Annotated in this window: 12 protein-coding genes and 2 tRNA genes; 10 read left to right on the plus strand and 4 right to left on the minus strand. The window is 73.0% G+C overall.

Annotated features, from left to right (window positions below; genetic code table 11):
* The first annotated feature begins 139 nt into the window (after positions 1-139).
* From ABZU32_RS05310 to ABZU32_RS05320, 3 genes are all read left to right on the plus strand, one after another.
* A tRNA-Ala gene (locus ABZU32_RS05310) sits at positions 140-212 on the plus strand.
* A gap of 106 nt (positions 213-318) precedes the next feature.
* The gene (locus tag ABZU32_RS05315; RefSeq protein ID WP_354917424.1) at positions 319-993 is read left to right on the plus strand and encodes a UTRA domain-containing protein; all 675 of its coding nucleotides are present in this window, start codon (positions 319-321) and stop codon (positions 991-993) included.
* Between the two features lie 51 nt (positions 994-1,044).
* On the plus strand, positions 1,045-1,866 hold the full coding sequence (locus ABZU32_RS05320) for a GNAT family N-acetyltransferase (protein WP_354917427.1): 822 nt from the start codon (positions 1,045-1,047) through the stop codon (positions 1,864-1,866).
* Positions 1,867-1,974: 108 nt separating this feature from the next.
* Here ABZU32_RS05320 and ABZU32_RS05325 read toward each other — a convergent pair whose 3' ends face one another.
* Positions 1,975-3,384 carry a cellulose binding domain-containing protein gene (locus tag ABZU32_RS05325; RefSeq protein WP_354917430.1) on the minus strand — a complete coding sequence of 470 codons (1,410 nt, stop codon included), beginning with the start codon at positions 3,382-3,384 and terminating at the stop codon, positions 1,975-1,977.
* A 408-nt stretch (positions 3,385-3,792) separates the two neighbouring features.
* Between ABZU32_RS05325 and ABZU32_RS05330 the strand changes: the two genes are divergently transcribed.
* Together ABZU32_RS05330 and ABZU32_RS05335 are read left to right on the plus strand one after the other, a co-directional pair.
* Positions 3,793-4,446: a class I SAM-dependent methyltransferase gene (locus tag ABZU32_RS05330; RefSeq protein WP_354849711.1), complete on the plus strand. Its 654-nt coding sequence runs from the start codon at positions 3,793-3,795 to the stop codon at positions 4,444-4,446.
* A gap of 165 nt (positions 4,447-4,611) precedes the next feature.
* Positions 4,612-6,147: a von Willebrand factor type A domain-containing protein gene (locus tag ABZU32_RS05335; RefSeq protein ID WP_354917433.1), complete on the plus strand. Its 1,536-nt coding sequence runs from the start codon at positions 4,612-4,614 to the stop codon at positions 6,145-6,147.
* Between the two features lie 108 nt (positions 6,148-6,255).
* On the opposite strand, the gene ABZU32_RS05340 is transcribed toward ABZU32_RS05335, so the two are convergent.
* On the minus strand, positions 6,256-6,804 hold the full coding sequence (locus ABZU32_RS05340) for an EF-hand domain-containing protein (protein WP_354849717.1): 549 nt from the start codon (positions 6,802-6,804) through the stop codon (positions 6,256-6,258).
* 402 nt (positions 6,805-7,206) lie between these two features.
* Here ABZU32_RS05340 and ABZU32_RS05345 point away from each other — a divergent pair.
* Positions 7,207-7,279, plus strand: a tRNA-Ala gene (locus ABZU32_RS05345).
* A 227-nt stretch (positions 7,280-7,506) separates the two neighbouring features.
* Here the strand turns inward: ABZU32_RS05345 and ABZU32_RS05350 are convergent.
* Both ABZU32_RS05350 and ABZU32_RS05355 read right to left on the minus strand, forming a co-directional pair.
* A complete protein-coding gene (locus tag ABZU32_RS05350) occupies positions 7,507-9,387 on the minus strand; it encodes a propionyl-CoA synthetase (protein WP_354917436.1) in 1,881 nt (626 codons plus the stop codon).
* A gap of 108 nt (positions 9,388-9,495) precedes the next feature.
* Positions 9,496-10,479 (minus strand): helix-turn-helix domain-containing protein, encoded by a 984-nt coding sequence (locus ABZU32_RS05355; protein WP_354917439.1) that lies wholly within the window; start codon positions 10,477-10,479, stop codon positions 9,496-9,498.
* A gap of 72 nt (positions 10,480-10,551) precedes the next feature.
* Here ABZU32_RS05355 and ABZU32_RS05360 point away from each other — a divergent pair, with 72 nt between their 5' ends.
* The 4 genes from ABZU32_RS05360 (at position 10,552) to ABZU32_RS05375 (ending at position 14,828) form a co-directional block, all read left to right on the plus strand.
* Entirely contained in the window at positions 10,552-11,964 is a 1,413-nt protein-coding gene (locus tag ABZU32_RS05360) for an MFS transporter (RefSeq protein WP_354917442.1), read from the plus strand.
* Between the two features lie 62 nt (positions 11,965-12,026).
* Positions 12,027-12,734, plus strand: a complete 708-nt coding sequence (locus tag ABZU32_RS05365) for a peptidyl-tRNA hydrolase (protein WP_354917445.1) — start codon at positions 12,027-12,029, stop codon at positions 12,732-12,734.
* Positions 12,735-12,936: 202 nt separating this feature from the next.
* Positions 12,937-14,058, plus strand: coding sequence for a hypothetical protein (locus tag ABZU32_RS05370; protein ID WP_354917448.1), 1,122 nt, complete (start codon positions 12,937-12,939; stop codon positions 14,056-14,058).
* Positions 14,059-14,198: 140 nt separating this feature from the next.
* Complete coding sequence (locus ABZU32_RS05375; protein ID WP_354917450.1) at positions 14,199-14,828, plus strand: nucleoside triphosphate pyrophosphatase; 630 nt, start codon at positions 14,199-14,201, stop codon at positions 14,826-14,828.
* Positions 14,829-14,840 lie beyond the last annotated feature (12 nt).

The raw sequence follows: 14,840 nt of genomic DNA on the forward strand, positions 1-14,840 counted from the left end.
CGTCTCAACGGTCTTACCCGACGCGTCGGCATCCCCATGTCGTGACCTGCGCTCCACGGCCGCCTCTCGCGCGGCCGGAGGCGGCGGTCATCGGTACACGGGCCCCGCCGGGTTCCGATAGACTGTCGGCGCATCGCAAGGGGCTATGGCGCAGCTGGTAGCGCGCCTCCATGGCATGGAGGAGGTCTGGGGTTCGAATCCCCATAGCTCCACCTGGCGTTACACGGGCGTGGCATCACCGCCCGAGACGTGGTGGGCGGCCGTCGATCGCAGAGACGGCGCCCTGTGGCCACGGCCGACATCGGAAAGGCGATTCGCGTGGAACTCGACGCGGCGGGGCGCGCGGGCCGCGAGGCGTCCGGCGGCCCCGGCGAGAGCCGCGAGAGCGGCGACCCCCGTGAGGCGGCCGCTCTGGGCATGGCCGGCCTTCACCGCGAAGCGGGCGTCCCCCAGGTGGTCGTGCGCCGTGCGCTGCCGAGCGAGCCCGCCGACCGCGGGTCGGCCTCCCTGTTCGTGGCCGAGGCCGAGCGGCAGGGCGTCCGCGCCGACCGGCGCATGCTCCACGTCGGCCCCGAGCCCGCGGGTGAGCGCGTCGCCGAGGCGCTGCGCGTGCGGCCCGGCGCCGAGGTGCTGGCGCGGCGCAAGCTGCTGCTGGCCGACGAGGTTCCCGTGCGCATCGCCACCAGCTACTTCCGCCTCGACCTGTTCGGCGGCACGCCGCTCGCCGCGCCGGGCTTCGTCCTGCCCAGCCTGCAGGCGGGCATCGAGGCCCTCGGCCACCGCTTCGGCCACGCCGAGGAGGAGCTCATCGCCCGCGAGCCCACCGTCTTCGAGCGCGAGACGCTGCTCCTGCCGCCGGGGGAGTGGGTCGTGCGCATCCTGCGGGCCGGGTACTCCACCGGCGGCACTCCCGTCCACGTCCTCGAGACCGTGTGCGCGGCGTCCCGCCATGTGTTCCCCGTCCGTCAGGTCGCGGGCGCCGACGAGTTCTGACCGGGGAAAACGGCTCGCCCGATCGGGGTGCTCGTTGGCACACTGTCCCGCATGGTGTGGAGGTTCACGGCGTCCCTTGACGAGTTCCCGGGCGCGGCCGAGGCGTGGCTGCGCCGCGATCCGGTCCGCAACACGGTCCCGCTGACCGTGCTCGGCCGCATGCGGCACGGCCTGTGGCAGGACGATCCGCTGCTCGGCTGGTTCACCTCCGGCGGCGAGGTGCGCGCGGCGATGCTCCACACCCCGCCGAGTCCCCTGCTGCTCGGCGACATCCCGCTCGACACCGTGGCCCCGCTCGCCCGCGAGCTGCGCGAGCGCGAGGCCACCGGCGTCAACGGGCCGCTGCGCCAAACCGAGGCGTTCGCCGCCGCGTCCGGCCGCGCCGAGACCGCCCGTGTGTCGATGCGGCTCTACCGGCTGGGCGCTCTGCGCCCGCCGTCGCGCGGGGGCGCCGCCCGCGTCGCCGGCGAGCGCGACGTCGAGCTGATCACCCAGTGGATGCGCGAGTTCCTCGCCGAGGCCGAGCCCGAGGTCGGCCACGACGACCCGGCGGCGCAGGTCAAGCACCGCGTCGGCCAGGGCGAGTTCGTCCTGGCCGAGGAGGCCGGCCGGCCGGTCGCCATGGCGGGCTTCTCGCGACCGATCATCGGAATGTCGCGCATCGGCCCGGTGTACACCCCGCCGGAGTTCCGCAGGCGCGGCTACGGCTCGGTGGTGACCCACGGCGCGAGCCGCGTGGCACAGGAGGCCGGGGCCGACCTGCTGCTGCTGTTCACCGACCTGGCCAATCCGACGTCGAACTCCGTCTACCAGGCGCTCGGCTACGAGCCGGTCGCCGACTACGCCGCCATCACGCTGGCCGCCCGGTCGTGACGTGCCCGCCCGCCGCTGCGAGTGACGGCGGGCGGCGCCGGACGCGACGCGCGGACGCGCCCGCCGTTCGATGTGACGGCGGGCGCGTCCGGGTGACGGCGGGCGTGGTCAGGCGCAGGGAGAGCCGTTGAGGGTGAACGCCGTCGCGCCCGGGGCGGCGGAGCCCGTGGTGGTGCCGTTGAAGCCCAGCGTGATGATCCCTCCGGTGCCGACCGATCCGTTCCACGAGGTGTTCTTCACGGTCACCGTGCTGCCCGACTGCGTCCAGGTGCCGTTCCAGCCCGAGGCGACCGTGACGCCGGCCGGCACGGTGAAGGTGATCGTCCAGGCCGACAGCGGCGGGCCGCCGTTGGTCACCGAGATCTGCCCGGTGAACCCGCCCGGCCACTGGCTCTGCGTGGCGTACCGCGCCGTGCAGGACGTCGGCGTGGGCGTAGGAGTGGGCGTCGGGGTCGCCGACGGGGTGGGGGTGGGCGTGCGCGTCGGCGTCGCGGTGGGCGTCGGCGTCGGCGTGGCCGAGGGGGTGGGCGTGGGCGTCGAGGTGTCGGTGGTGTAGGTGACCTTGGTGTAGGCCGCGCCGCAGGGCGAGCACGCCGAGGGCAGCGAGAACTCGTACACCCGGCCCGCGTTGACCGGCGCGTCCGAGGCGTCGCGCGCTCTGATCCGGTACCGCGTCCCGCCTGTCTCGGTCGGGGCGATGATGTACGACTGCCCCATGTCGCCGTTCATCTGGGCCTGCTGCCAGGCGCCGCCCACCTGGTACTCCACCCCGTGCAGCCCGTTCGGCAGGCGGGACACCGCTATCGCCGGCCAGTAGCGCTGCGCGCCCTGGATGAACCCGATCTGGATGTCACCGGTGTACCCGGGTGCGGGGACGAACGACCAGGTGACGTGCCGGTTGTTCCAGTGGTTCGGGTACAGGTCTCCGACCGGGGCGCCGTTCTTGGCGAACCTGTTGATCGAGTCCTTGGCGAGGTCGAGGTGGTAGCGGTCGTCACGGCACCAGGCGTTGGTGTCGCCGCAGCTGTCGGCCACCAGCATGGTGAGCGTGGCCCCGTTGTAGGCGTCGCTCACCCACGAGCCGTTGCGGCAGAACGCCTGGCTCTGCGCGCCGTCGTTCACCCCGGTGCAGTAGTCGGCGATCGAGACCTGCACCCAGCGCCCGCAGTTGCGGCCGTTGTCCCACATGCCGATCTTGTCGGCCATCGAGGGCGGCAGCGGGCGGGCGTAGAAGCCGTAGTCGCCCGGGGTGTTGTACACGTTGAGCGCGACGAAGTCCTGACTCTCCAGCACCGACTGCGGCAGCCCGCATCCGCCGTAGGGGGCGCCCAGCGCGTCGAAGTAGGTGGCGTTGCCGGTCACCGGCGCGGGCGGATCGGCGAGCGCGAGCGCCCGCGCGGAGAGCTGGAACACGGCCACGGCCGACAGCAGCACCGCGATGACGAGGCGCGATCGGGACGGTCGCCTCCGGCCGCCGGGTGCCGCTCCCGCCGGTCGAGCGCGGTACACAATCCTCATCGCCGCCTCCTCACGCCGTCGCCCGGCCACACCGGCCGGCCCGGCTTCCCACGCGGGGCGGGGTCACCCTAAGTCGGCGCGGAAACGCGGGACAACGCCGGTCGGCGGCGGCGGAGGGTTTCGCAGGTCGCCGCCCTGACCCCGGCGTTCGCGGCTGAAACTTCCACCACCCCTCGAGCCGGGGGCGTACCCGTCGCGCCCGTTGGCGGGCCGGCAAGGGCGTGCGCGAATTAAGGCTTCGACCGGGCCGGAAACCGGCCGCCGGCGTCGCACAGTCGTTGAATGCGCTGTGAGCGGCAATTGTCACATTAACTGCATCAACTCATGTCCTGACTGGTCTTGACTTACATAGTGTTGGCACTCTATCTAATGAGAAACAAGTTGACGGCTCAGTGTTGGGTGGAATGGATGACTGCGAGACGCTCACGTCCGGCGCACCGGGCCGCGCAGGCGGACGCGTTCGACCGCATCGGCGCTCGGTACGACGAGGCGTTCCCCTACAAGGGGGGCCAGATCGCCTCCGCCGAATGGATTCTCCGCAAGCTCCGCCCGGGCGCGCGGGTGCTCGACGTCGGCTGCGGCACCGGTCTGCCCACGGCGAGGCAACTGGTGGACGCCGGCTGCGAGGTGACCGGCATCGACATCTCGCCGGTCATGCTGGCCCTCGCCGCCGGGAACGTGCCCGAGGCGGACCTGCGCCGGCTGGACGTCGTGGACATCGACGACGGCCTCGGCCGGTTCGACGCCGTCGTGGCCTACTTCTCCCTGTCGATGCTGCGGCGCGACGAGATCATGGCCACCCTGCTGCGCCTGCACCACCTGCTCGTCCCCGGCGGCTGGCTGGCCATCGGCATGGTCGAGATGGACATCGACGACGCCCCGATCCGCGTCCTGGACACCTGGCTGCGGATGACCGGCTACGCCCGCTACGCACTGCGGGCCGTCGTCGAGGAGGCCGGGTTCAGCGTGCGCGAGCAGATGGACCTGGCCTACGTCCCCGCGACCGAGGACGAGCCGCTGGAGATGCAGCTGTTCCTGAACTGCCGCAGGAACACCTTCTGACCGTCCGGCGGCGGTGTCCGTTCCTGGTCCGCCGTGTGGATCGCGGGTGCCCGGCCGCCGCCGGGTGGTCACGCGGCGGGCACGGTTCGCCGTCGCTTGGGTGACGGCTCCGGCGCGGGCGTCCGCGGGACCGTCGTAGGAGGTGACACCGAGAGGGGGCCTCCTGTGAAGTCACGAATCCTCATCTGCGTCCTGGCCGCGCTCGTGCTGCTCGTCTCAGCATGCGGCGGCACCTCCAACGACACCTCCGGGGCGCGCGAACCGTCCCGCCCCGGCGGCGCCACCTCCGGGCAAGGGTCCGGAGAGTCCGGGCAGTCCGGGCAGTCCGGGCAGGGCAACGCCGCCGCGAACGACGAGCCCGGCGCGACCGCGCCGCCGGCGCCCACCGGACAGGCCGAGTCGCCGGACAAGATCTCCACCTTCGCGCTGGACGTCGACACCGCCTCCTACGGCTACGCGCGGGGCACGATCAACGCCGGACGCCTGCCCGACCCGGCGCAGGTGCGGCCGGAGGAGTGGGTCAACGCCTTCCGGCAGGGCTACCCCGAGCCGCCGGGGGACGGCTTCGCGGTCCGGCTCGACGGGGCCAGGGGCGCCGCCGAAGGCACCGCCCTGCTGCGGGTCGGACTGCAGACCCGCACCGCCGACGCCGCCGCTCGGCGGCCCGCCAACCTGACCTTCGTGGTCGACGTCTCGGGCTCCATGGGCGACCCCGGCCGGCTGGACCTGGTGCGCGACGCCCTGCACACGCTGGTGGACCAGCTCGGCCCGGGCGACCGGGTCTCGATCGTGTCCTTCAGTGACCAGGCCAGGGTGCGCATCTCCATGACTCCGGCGAGCGAGCGGCACGACCTGCACGCCGCCATCGACACCCTCGCCACCGAGGGATCGACCGACCTGCAGGCGGGGCTGGTCACCGGGTACGAGGAGGCGGCGCGCGCCTTCCGGCCGGTCGCCACCAATCGGGTCATCCTGCTGTCCGACGGCCTTGCCAACACCGGGGACACCACCTGGCAGGGCATCCTCGACCGGGTCGAGGAGTTCGCCGGGCGACGCGTCACGCTGCTGTGCGTCGGCGTCGGCCGCGAGTACGGCGACACGCTGATGGAACAGCTCGCCGACCACGGCGACGGCGCCGCCGTCTACGTCGGCTCGCAGCAGGAGGCGCGTGAGGTCTTCGTCGAGCGCCTGCCGGCGAACCTCGATCTGCGGGCCCGCGACGCCAAGGCGCAGGTGGCGTTCAACCCGGCCACCGTCGAGTCCTACCGGCTGCTCGGATACGACAACCGGGCGATCGCCGCGGAGGACTTCCGCGACGACACCAAGGACGGCGGCGAGGTCGGGCCCGGCCACGCGGTCACCGCGCTGTACGCGGTGCGCCTGCGCCCGGGAACCTCGGGGCAGCTCGCCGTGGCCACGGTTCGCTGGCAGGACCCCGACACCCGCGAGCCCGCCGAGACCAGCCGCGCGCTGGAGGTGGGCGGGCTATCGGACCGCCTGTGGGAGACGGCGGCGCCGCGGCTGCAGGTGGACGCGGTGGTCGCGGCGTTCGCCCAGCGGCTCAGGCACGCCGAGGACGAGATGTTCACCGAGGACCTCGGCACGCTGGCGGGCCACGCCGAGCGGCTCTCGGCGGCGACCGAGGACCCCATGGTCACCGAGCTGGCCGGACTGATCCGCAGGGCCGGCTCACTGCGATGAGCACGAGCCAGGCCGGGATGGCCGGGATGGCCGGGATTCGGGGTGAGCCGGGTTCCGGCGGGCGAGGGGTGCGGCCGGGTCGAGCGGGATTCAGGCGGGTGAGCGGGGTCAGGAGCGGCCGAGGATCGGGATGGCGGCCTTGCGCGGATCGTCACTGAAGTAGAAGTCGTACATGGCCTGGGCGAACTCGTCCTTGCCGAGGTGGCCGTCGCCGTCGGTGTCCAGCAGGATGAACGCCTCGCGCGCCTCGGCCGTCTCGACGTCGTAGGCCGACCAGAGGCGGAGGTACTCGTGCATGCTGAGCCTCTGGTCGCCGTCGGCGTCCAGCGCGTCCCACAGTGCGTCGGTGATGGGCCAGACGATGGCCACGATGAACCGCGTGCGGTCGAGCGTGGGGGAGACGGCGTACTCGATGTACCGCTGCCGGCTGATGCGGCCGTTGTCGTCGGTGCCGACCGCGGCCACGACGTTGGCCCAGACGTGGGCGTAGGCGGCCAGCAGGCCGGCGCGGGCGGGGGAGTCGGCGGGCAGGCCGAGCCGGTCGGCCAGGTGCAGGCCGATGAGGCGCATGTCCTCCTTGTCGATGTAGCCGTCCTGATCGACATCGCTGGTGTCGAACGCGGATCCGGCGTTGAGCGCGTGGGGGCTGCGATGCATGTCGGCTCCTAGCGGACGATTACGCAGGGCGACTAATGGTCACCCTAAGTAAGAGTCGCTGTCAAGGTGAGTGAGCTTGCCGGCCGGGAAGTCCTGCCTCGGGGTGCCGGGATGGGCGGGGCCCTCGTCGGTGGCCGATCGTGAAGATCGTCCTGCCGGGAAACCGCCCCCTCCAACAAGGTGACCGACTGGCCGCAAGTCGTGATGGCGCTCACTTGCGCGTGGCCATCACCGCAGGCCAGATGGTGTGTGGCCGTCTACGTTCCTGCTGGGTGGACCGCCGGTGCGGCGGCGCGCCGCTCCGGAGCCGCCGGTGCCCGCTCCGGCGGTTCGGCCGGGGTCGCGAATTCCGATACACTGGCGAGGCACGGCGCCGCCGCAAGGGGGTCCGCCGAGCGACCAGGGGCTATGGCGCAGCTGGTAGCGCGCCTCCATGGCATGGAGGAGGTCTGGGGTTCGAATCCCCATAGCTCCACCTGGGGCCGTCCTCGCGGGCGGCATGAGAGCACCACGAGATCCCGGCCGGACACCGTCCAGCCGGGATCTCGCGTTTGCGGGCCTTGTCCGACCCTGCCCAGTGCACGGCCTTCGCCCGGTCCTGTGCGGTGCACGGCCCTCCCCCGATCTGTGCGGCGCACGGCCCTCGCCCCCCTCCTGCGCGGTGGACGGCTGGTGTGAGGCGCCCGGGGCGGGCGCCCGCGATCAGGGGCGGGCGCGGAGGATCGGCCGCAGGGTGTCCAGCACCGAGGCGTCCTCGATGGTGGAGGGGACGGGCTCGTCGGCGCCGTCGGCGATGCCGCGCATGGTCTTGCGCAGGATCTTCCCCGACCGCGTCTTGGGCAGCCCCGGGACGATGTCCACCCGCCTCAGCGCCGCCACGGCCCCGATCTGGTCGCGCACCAGCCGCACCAGGTCCTCGCACAGCCGCCCGGGGTCGGCCTCGACGCCGCTCTTGAGCACGACCAGGCCGCGCGGCACCTGGCCCTTCAGCTCGTCGGCCACGCCGATCACCGCGCACTCGGCGACGGCGGGATGGCCGGCCAGCACGGCCTCCATCGAACCGGTGGACAGACGGTGCCCGGCCACGTTGATCACGTCGTCGGTGCGTCCCATGACGTACAGGTAGCCGTCCTCGTCGACGTGCCCGCCGTCGCCGGTCAGGTAATGCCCGGGGTAGGCCGACAGGTAGGAGGCGACGTAGCGCTCGTCGTCCCGCCAGAGCGTGGGCAGCGTGCCCGGCGGAAGCGGCAGCCGCACGCAGATCGCCCCGTCCACGCCCGGAGGGCACGGCCGGCCCTCGGGGTCGAGCACGCGCACGTCGTATCCGGGCACCGCGACCGTGGGCGACCCCGGCTTGATCGGCATCGGGTCCAGGCCGCGCAGGTTGGCGGCGACGGCCCAGCCGGTCTCGGTCTGCCACCAGTGGTCCACCACCGGCACGCCGAGCTTCTCGGTGGCCCAGTGGTAGGTGTCCGGGTCCAGCCGCTCGCCCGCCAAGAAGAGCGTTCGCAACGAGGAGATGTCGTACTTGGCCAGGTAGGCCGCCTCCGGGTCCACCTTCTTGATGGCGCGGAACGCCGTCGGCGCGGTGAACAGGGCGCGCACCCCGTAGTCGGAGATGACCCGCCAGAACGCCCCGGCGTCCGGCGTGCCCACCGGCTTCCCCTCGTACAGCACCGTCGTCGCGCCGAGCAGTAGCGGGGCGTACACGATGTAGGAGTGTCCGACCACCCACCCCACGTCCGAGGCCGCCCAGAAGACCTCGCCCGGCGCGATGGCGTACACGTTGCGCATGCTCCACAGCAGCGCGACCGCGTGGCCGCCGTTGTCGCGCACCACGCCCTTCGGCTTCCCCGTGGTGCCGCTGGTGTAGAGGATGTAGAGGGGGTCGGTCGCCGCCACCGGCACGCACTCCGCCGGCTCGGCCGCGGCCATGGCCTCGCGCCAGTCGATGTCGCGGCCGGGCGTCAGCGCGGCGGGCGCCTGCTCGCGCTGGAGGATCACGCAGTGCGCCGGCCGGTGCGCGGCCATCTCCAGCGCGCTGTCGAGCATCGGCTTGTACTCCACCACGCGGGACGGCTCGATGCCGCAGGAGGCGGACACGACCACCACGGGCCGGGCGTCGTCGATGCGCACGGCCAGCTCACGTGGGGCGAAGCCGCCGAACACCACCGAGTGCACGGCCCCGAGGCGGGCGCAGGCGAGCATGGCCACGACCGCCTCGGGCACCATCGGCATGTAGATGACGACCCGGTCGCCTCTGCCGACGCCGAGGCCGCGCAGCACGCCGGCGAACCGCGCCACCTCCTCCAGCAGTTCGGCGTAGGTGTAGGTGCGGGAGGTCCCGGTGAGCGGGCTGTCGTAGATCAGCGCCGCCTGCCCGCCGCGACCGCCGGCCACATGCCGGTCCAGGGCGTTGTGGCAGGTGTTGAGCTCCCCGCCGGGGAACCACCGGTAGAACGGGGCCGCATCGGCGTCCAGCGTCATGTCGGGGATGCGGTCCCAGGTCACGGCCGTGGCCGCCCGGCCCCAGAACCCGTCCGGATCATCGATGCTCATCGCGAAGGCGTCCGCGTACGACATGGTTCCTCGTTCCCTCACCGATCGCCCGAACCGCCATCATGACTCAGCCCCCCGTCTCAGGACAGAGCAACAGCCCGACGGCGTGACGGGGCGAGGGGCCCGGCCGGATCAGGCGGAGCGGAAGGCCGCCGGGGCCTCCGCGCGGAAGGTGTGCCGGTAGGTCAGCGGGGCCACGCCCACCGTCGCGTGCAGGTGCTGGCGCAGCGAGACGGCCGTGCCGAAGCCCGCCCGGACCGCCACCTGGTCGACCGGGAGTTCGGTCGTCTCGAGCAGATGGCGGGCGCGCTCCACCCGCTGCCTGATGAGCCATCGTGCCGGGCTGAGCCCGGTCTCCTCGCGGAAGCGGCGGGTGAAGGTGCGCACGCTCATGCGGGCGTGCCTGGCCAAGGTGGCCAGGTCCAGCGGCTCCTGGAGCCGGTCCAGCATCCACGCGCGGGTGGGCGCGGTGGTGGCGTCCCCGGCGGCCGGCAGCGGGCGTTCGATGTACTGCGCCTGACCGCCCTCGCGCCACGGCGGGGTGACGCAGCGCCGTGCCACCCGGTTGGCGATCTCGCTGCCGTGGTCGCGGCGGATCACGTGCAGGCACAGGTCGATGCCCGCCGCGACGCCGGCGGAGGTCAGCAGGTCGCCGTCGTCGATGAACAGCACGTCGGGGTCGAGCAGCACCCGCGGGTACAGCGAGCGGAACAGCTCGGCGCTCCTCCAGTGCGTCGTGGCCGGCCGGCCGTCCAGCAACCCGGCGGCGGCCAGCACGAACGCCCCCGTGCAGATCGACATCAGCCGCGACCGGAGGGCGGCCCCGCGCAACGCGTCGCGCAGTTCGTCGTCGATCGTGCCGTCGCTGAAAGCGGAGCCGCTGTGGACGCCCGGGACGATGACGGTGTCCGCCGTGGCCAGGACCGACAGGTCGTGGTCGGGGATCACGCTGAACCCGGCGGGCCCGCGCACCGTGCGCCCGCCAGGGGTGCAGGTGACGATCTCGTAGAGCCGCCGGCCATCGGCGTCCTCGGCGACCCGGAACACCTGGCCGGGAACGCCGAGGTCCAGAGTCGCGAAGTCGTCCAGGGCGACGACGGCGATGCGGTGAACCATGGCCGGATTCTTTCACATGTTGGCTGTCAAGCCACTCGTGGCCGGTGAATCGGACACCTCACTATGGTCGGCATGATGCTGACGCAAGACGTGAGGCGCGGACGGTGGCCGCATCGGGCCTGGGCGGTGGCGGCGGTGGCCTTCGTCGCCATCATCGGAGCCGCCGGCTTCCGCGCCACACCGGGAGTGCTGATCACCCCGCTCGAGACCGAGTTCGGCTGGTCCCGGGGGACCATCTCTCTGGCCGTGTCGGTGAACCTGATGCTGTTCGGCCTGACCGCGCCGTTCGCCGCCGCTCTGATGGACCGGCTCGGCATGCGCCGCGTGGTCGCCTCCGCGCTGCTGCTGGTGGCCCTCGGCAGCGGGCTCACGGTCTTCATGACCTCCAGTTGGCAGCTCATCCTGTGCTGGGGTGTGCTGGTCGGGCTCGGCACCGGCTCGATGGCGCTGGCCTTCGTCGCCACGGTCACCGACCGGTGGTTCGTGCGGCACCGCGGCGTCGTCACCGGCGTGCTGACCGCCGGAGGCGCCACCGGGCAGCTCATCTTCCTGCCCGTGCTCGCCTGGCTGGCCGAGGGGCCGGGCTGGCGGACGGCCGCCGTGGTGGTGGCCGTGGCGGCGCTCGCCGTCGTCCCGGTGGTCTGGCTCCTCCTGCGCGACCGCCCCGAGGACGTCGGCCTGACCGCTCTGGGCGCCGAACCCGCGGTCGTCCCCGCGGCCCCTGCGGCCGGTTCCGCGGCCGGTGGTCCGGCCGGTTCCGCTGCCGCTGGTCCGGCCGCGGGTGACACGGCCGTCCGTGGCAGCGGCGCGCGTACGGCCGGGCGGCCGGGAGGCGCGGCGGTGCGGGCGATCAGCGTGCTGCGGTCGGCCGCGCGTACCCGCTCGTTCTGGTACCTCGCCGGTGGCTTCGCCATCTGCGGCGCGAGCACCAACGGCCTGGTCGGAACGCACTTCATCCCCGCCGCGCACGACCACGGCATGGCCGAGACCACCGCCGCCGGCCTGCTCGCCCTCATCGGCGTCTTCGACATCGCGGGCACGATCTTCTCCGGCTGGCTCAGCGACCGGGTCGACTCGCGGGTGCTGCTCGGGGCGTACTACGCGCTGCGCGGCGCGTCACTGCTGGTGCTGCCGCCCCTGTTCGCCGCGACGGCCGAGCCGAGCATGCTCGTGTTCATCATCTTCTACGGCCTCGACTGGGTGGCCACCGTCCCGCCGACCGTGGCGCTGTGCCGCAAGCTCTTCGGCAAGGACGGCAGCGTGGTGTTCGGCTGGGTCTTCGCTTCTCATCAGGTCGGCGCGGCCATCGCCGCGGTCGCCGCGGGCCTCACCCGCGACCACCTCGGCCACTACGACGCGGCCTGGTACGGCGCGGGCCTGCTGTGCGCCGTGGCCGCGGTCATGTCGCTGCGCGTCGGCAGGGGCGGGTCCGCCTCCGGCGCGGCCCCCACCGCCGAACCGGTCCCCGCCGCCACCGCTACCTGACCCCCCGGCCCGTCTCGCGCCTCGGCGCTCGCTTGTCGGTGGGCGGTGAGATCCTTGGGGGCGTGAACGCGCCAGACCAGAGAGTGCTCCCCCTAGTCGTCCGCATCGAGCGTGCCACGCCGCCCGAGCGCACCGACGCCCTCGAGGCGGCGGCGATGGCCGTGCTCACCCTGCTGACCGACGAGCGCGCGGTGAGCGGTGAGTGGGCCGAGTCCGTCCAGGCGTGGGAGACCATCGGCATCAGGAAGGTCGTGCGCCGGGCCAGGGGCGCCGAGTGGCGGCGGGTCGAGGAGCTTCCCGGCGCCACGGTGACGCTGCGCTCGGCCGAGGTGCGGGTGCACCCGCCGATCCCGCTCGACGCCTGGCCCAAGGAGCTGTCGCGCCTGCAGGTCTCCGGCACCGACCTGGTGGACTCCGCGCCGCCCTCGCAGCCCCCGCCCGGCGGCGTCGTGCTGTGGTTCAACCCGTCTTTGGACATGTCGGCGGGCAAGGCCATGGCCCAGGCCGGTCACGCGGCCCAGCTCGCCTGGTGGGGCACCGACGAGGCCGCCCGCGCCGCGTGGCACGCCGGCGGCCTGGGGGTCACCGTGCGCACGGCCGAGCCCTGGCGGTGGGCCGCCCTGGTGGACAGCGGGCTTCCCGTCGTGCGCGACGCCGGGTTCACCGAGATCGAGCCCGGCTCGCGAACGGTCGTCGCGGACGCGCCGTGGCTGAGGGCCGGCGGCCTGCGCCCGGCCGGCTGGGGACCGCTGCGCGACCCGTCGCGGTAGCCGTCGCGGTAGCCGTTGCTCCATGATCATACCGGCTGGTAGGGGGCTTGCCGCGGTGGCGTGACCGGCTCTCCCGCGCCGTTGACCGGAAGGCGAAAGGGGAGGTCAGGGCGTACGGAAACCTCGATGCGGTAGGGACTCGTTCCCGAAGTGTGATCGGGAACTCGGGCATGGTCCGGCGAATTGCCGTACGCTCCCCAACGTGCCAAATGGGGTGGGTGGGAACTACGGGACAAAAGCCGTCCCAGCGTACGTAACGGCCGACGCGCCGACCGCGCCGCTGCCGAAGATCACCGTCGAGGAGCCTCCGCCGCCGCCACCACCCGCCAAGCGCCGATCGCCGATCGCCCGGTTGGGCGACCTGCCGATGCGCGTCATCTACCGAGGGCTGGCCGGCGTCGTCGCGGCCGTGGCCGTCGTGGCGGCCGTCGTGGCGTTCTCCGTCACCGACCTCGGCAAGGGCGCCCCGACGGCCGCCGGTCCGGCCCCGGCGGGACCGCCGTCCACGCTGCCGGTCCAGGGCACGGGCGCCGCGCCACCGTCCGGCGCCCCCGCCACCTCACAAGCGCCCCTCGAGGGGACGTCCGCCTCCGCGGCGGCGCCGGCCTCCGGATCCGCCGCGGATCCGGGCGTCTCCGCCGCCCCGGGAGCCTCCGCGTCGCCGGCGCTCGCCGCGACCGCTGGGACATCGGCGTCTCCGGGAGTCACGACGGAGCCCGCCGGGGCCGGGTCGACGCCGGTCGCCACCCCGCAACCCGGCAAGAGCGCCCTCGCCGACGCCGAGGCCGACCCGCGCGTCCCCGCGCTTCCGGCGAACCGCCGGCTCGCGAACTACCCCGGGCACGGCGCGCCGGCCAAGGGACGGGTGAAGGACAACAGGTCGGGCATCTCCTTCACGCGCTTCGTCAAGCAGTGGAAGCTCACCAAGTCCTCGCCGTTCGCCACGCGCAGAGTGCTCCCCGCCGTGAAGGGAGCCGGGCACCGCGGACTGCTGGCGACCTGCCCCGTCCCGATCGCGGTGCAGGACGAGCTCAAGGACACCGCGTTTCTGGCGGCCCGCTGGACCCTGAACTACCACCCCGACGGTTCCAAGATCACGTGGACCGCCTCGCAGGGCTTCAAGGCGGGCAAGCGGGAGGGCTGGCTGCTCGGCTACAGGGTCACCTACAAGGCCGGCGGGAAGAAGCACGTGGCCACCGCGGCCGTCGCCCTGGTCGACGTTCCGGCGGCGAAGCCGGCCATGGTCTTCATCACGATCCCCGACGCGCAGAAGAAGCGCTGGGCCGACATCAACACGTTGATCAGCAGCATCCGGCCGCTCTGACCGCGCTCCATGTCCTGTGGTCCTGTGGCCGGTGCCACCGGGGGGTGCGGTCGAGCACTGAGGCGGCGGATCTCCCGGCTCGCGGGCGCATTAGGCTCGGGAGGCGTAACGGAGAGCCCAGGCGCGGAAGATCGGATGAGATGACGCAGATCGCAGACGCGGAAGACAAGGCGGAGCTCGTTCTCGCGTCCTCCTCACCGGCCCGGCTCGCGTTGCTGCGCAGCGCCGGGCTCGACCCCAAGGTGATCGTGAGCGGTGTGGACGAGGAGGCCGTCACCGCCGCCTCGCCCGCCGAGCTCAGCCTCACCCTGGCCCGCGCCAAGGCGTCGGTGGTCGCGAAGGGCCTGACCACGGGCCTGGTGATCGGCTGCGACTCCGTGCTCGAGCTCGACGGGCGCGCGTACGGCAAGCCGGCGTCGGCCGAAGACGCCATCGCGCGGTGGCGCTCGATGCGCGGGCGCACCGGCAGGCTACTCACCGGGCACTGCGTGATCGACGCCGCCACGGGCGCCGAGGCGGCCGAGGTCGGCTCGACGGTGGTGCGCTTCGGCACGCCGGGCGACGACGAGATCGCGGCCTACGCCGGCAGCGGTGAGCCGTTGCGGGTGGCGGGCGCCTTCACGCTGGACGGCCTCGGCGGCTGGTTCGTGGAGGGCATCGAGGGCGACCATGGCAACGTGCTCGGCATCTCGCTGCCCCTGCTCCGCCGCCTCTTCCGGCAACTGGGCGTTGAGGTGACTTCTCTCTGGAAACAGGGATCTTTCAGCTGATCTTGCGATCGG

Source organism: Sphaerisporangium sp. NPDC005288 (assembly GCF_040607475.1).
Classification (GTDB): domain Bacteria; phylum Actinomycetota; class Actinomycetes; order Streptosporangiales; family Streptosporangiaceae; genus Sphaerisporangium; species Sphaerisporangium rhizosphaerae.

What these genes read in the sequence shown, in the direction of transcription:
- ABZU32_RS05320 (WP_354917427.1), top strand. Translation starts at nt 1,045, where the DNA reads ATGGTGTGGAGGTTCACGGCGTCCCTTGACGAGTTCCCGGGCGCGGCC.
- ABZU32_RS05325 (WP_354917430.1), bottom strand. Translation starts at nt 3,384, where the DNA reads ATGAGGATTGTGTACCGCGCTCGACCGGCGGGAGCGGCACCCGGCGGC.
- ABZU32_RS05330 (WP_354849711.1), top strand. Translation starts at nt 3,793, where the DNA reads ATGACTGCGAGACGCTCACGTCCGGCGCACCGGGCCGCGCAGGCGGAC.
- ABZU32_RS05340 (WP_354849717.1), bottom strand. Translation starts at nt 6,804, where the DNA reads ATGCATCGCAGCCCCCACGCGCTCAACGCCGGATCCGCGTTCGACACC.
- ABZU32_RS05350 (WP_354917436.1), bottom strand. Translation starts at nt 9,387, where the DNA reads ATGTCGTACGCGGACGCCTTCGCGATGAGCATCGATGATCCGGACGGG.
- ABZU32_RS05355 (WP_354917439.1), bottom strand. Translation starts at nt 10,479, where the DNA reads ATGGTTCACCGCATCGCCGTCGTCGCCCTGGACGACTTCGCGACTCTG.
- ABZU32_RS05360 (WP_354917442.1), top strand. Translation starts at nt 10,552, where the DNA reads ATGATGCTGACGCAAGACGTGAGGCGCGGACGGTGGCCGCATCGGGCC.
- ABZU32_RS05375 (WP_354917450.1), top strand. Translation starts at nt 14,199, where the DNA reads ATGACGCAGATCGCAGACGCGGAAGACAAGGCGGAGCTCGTTCTCGCG.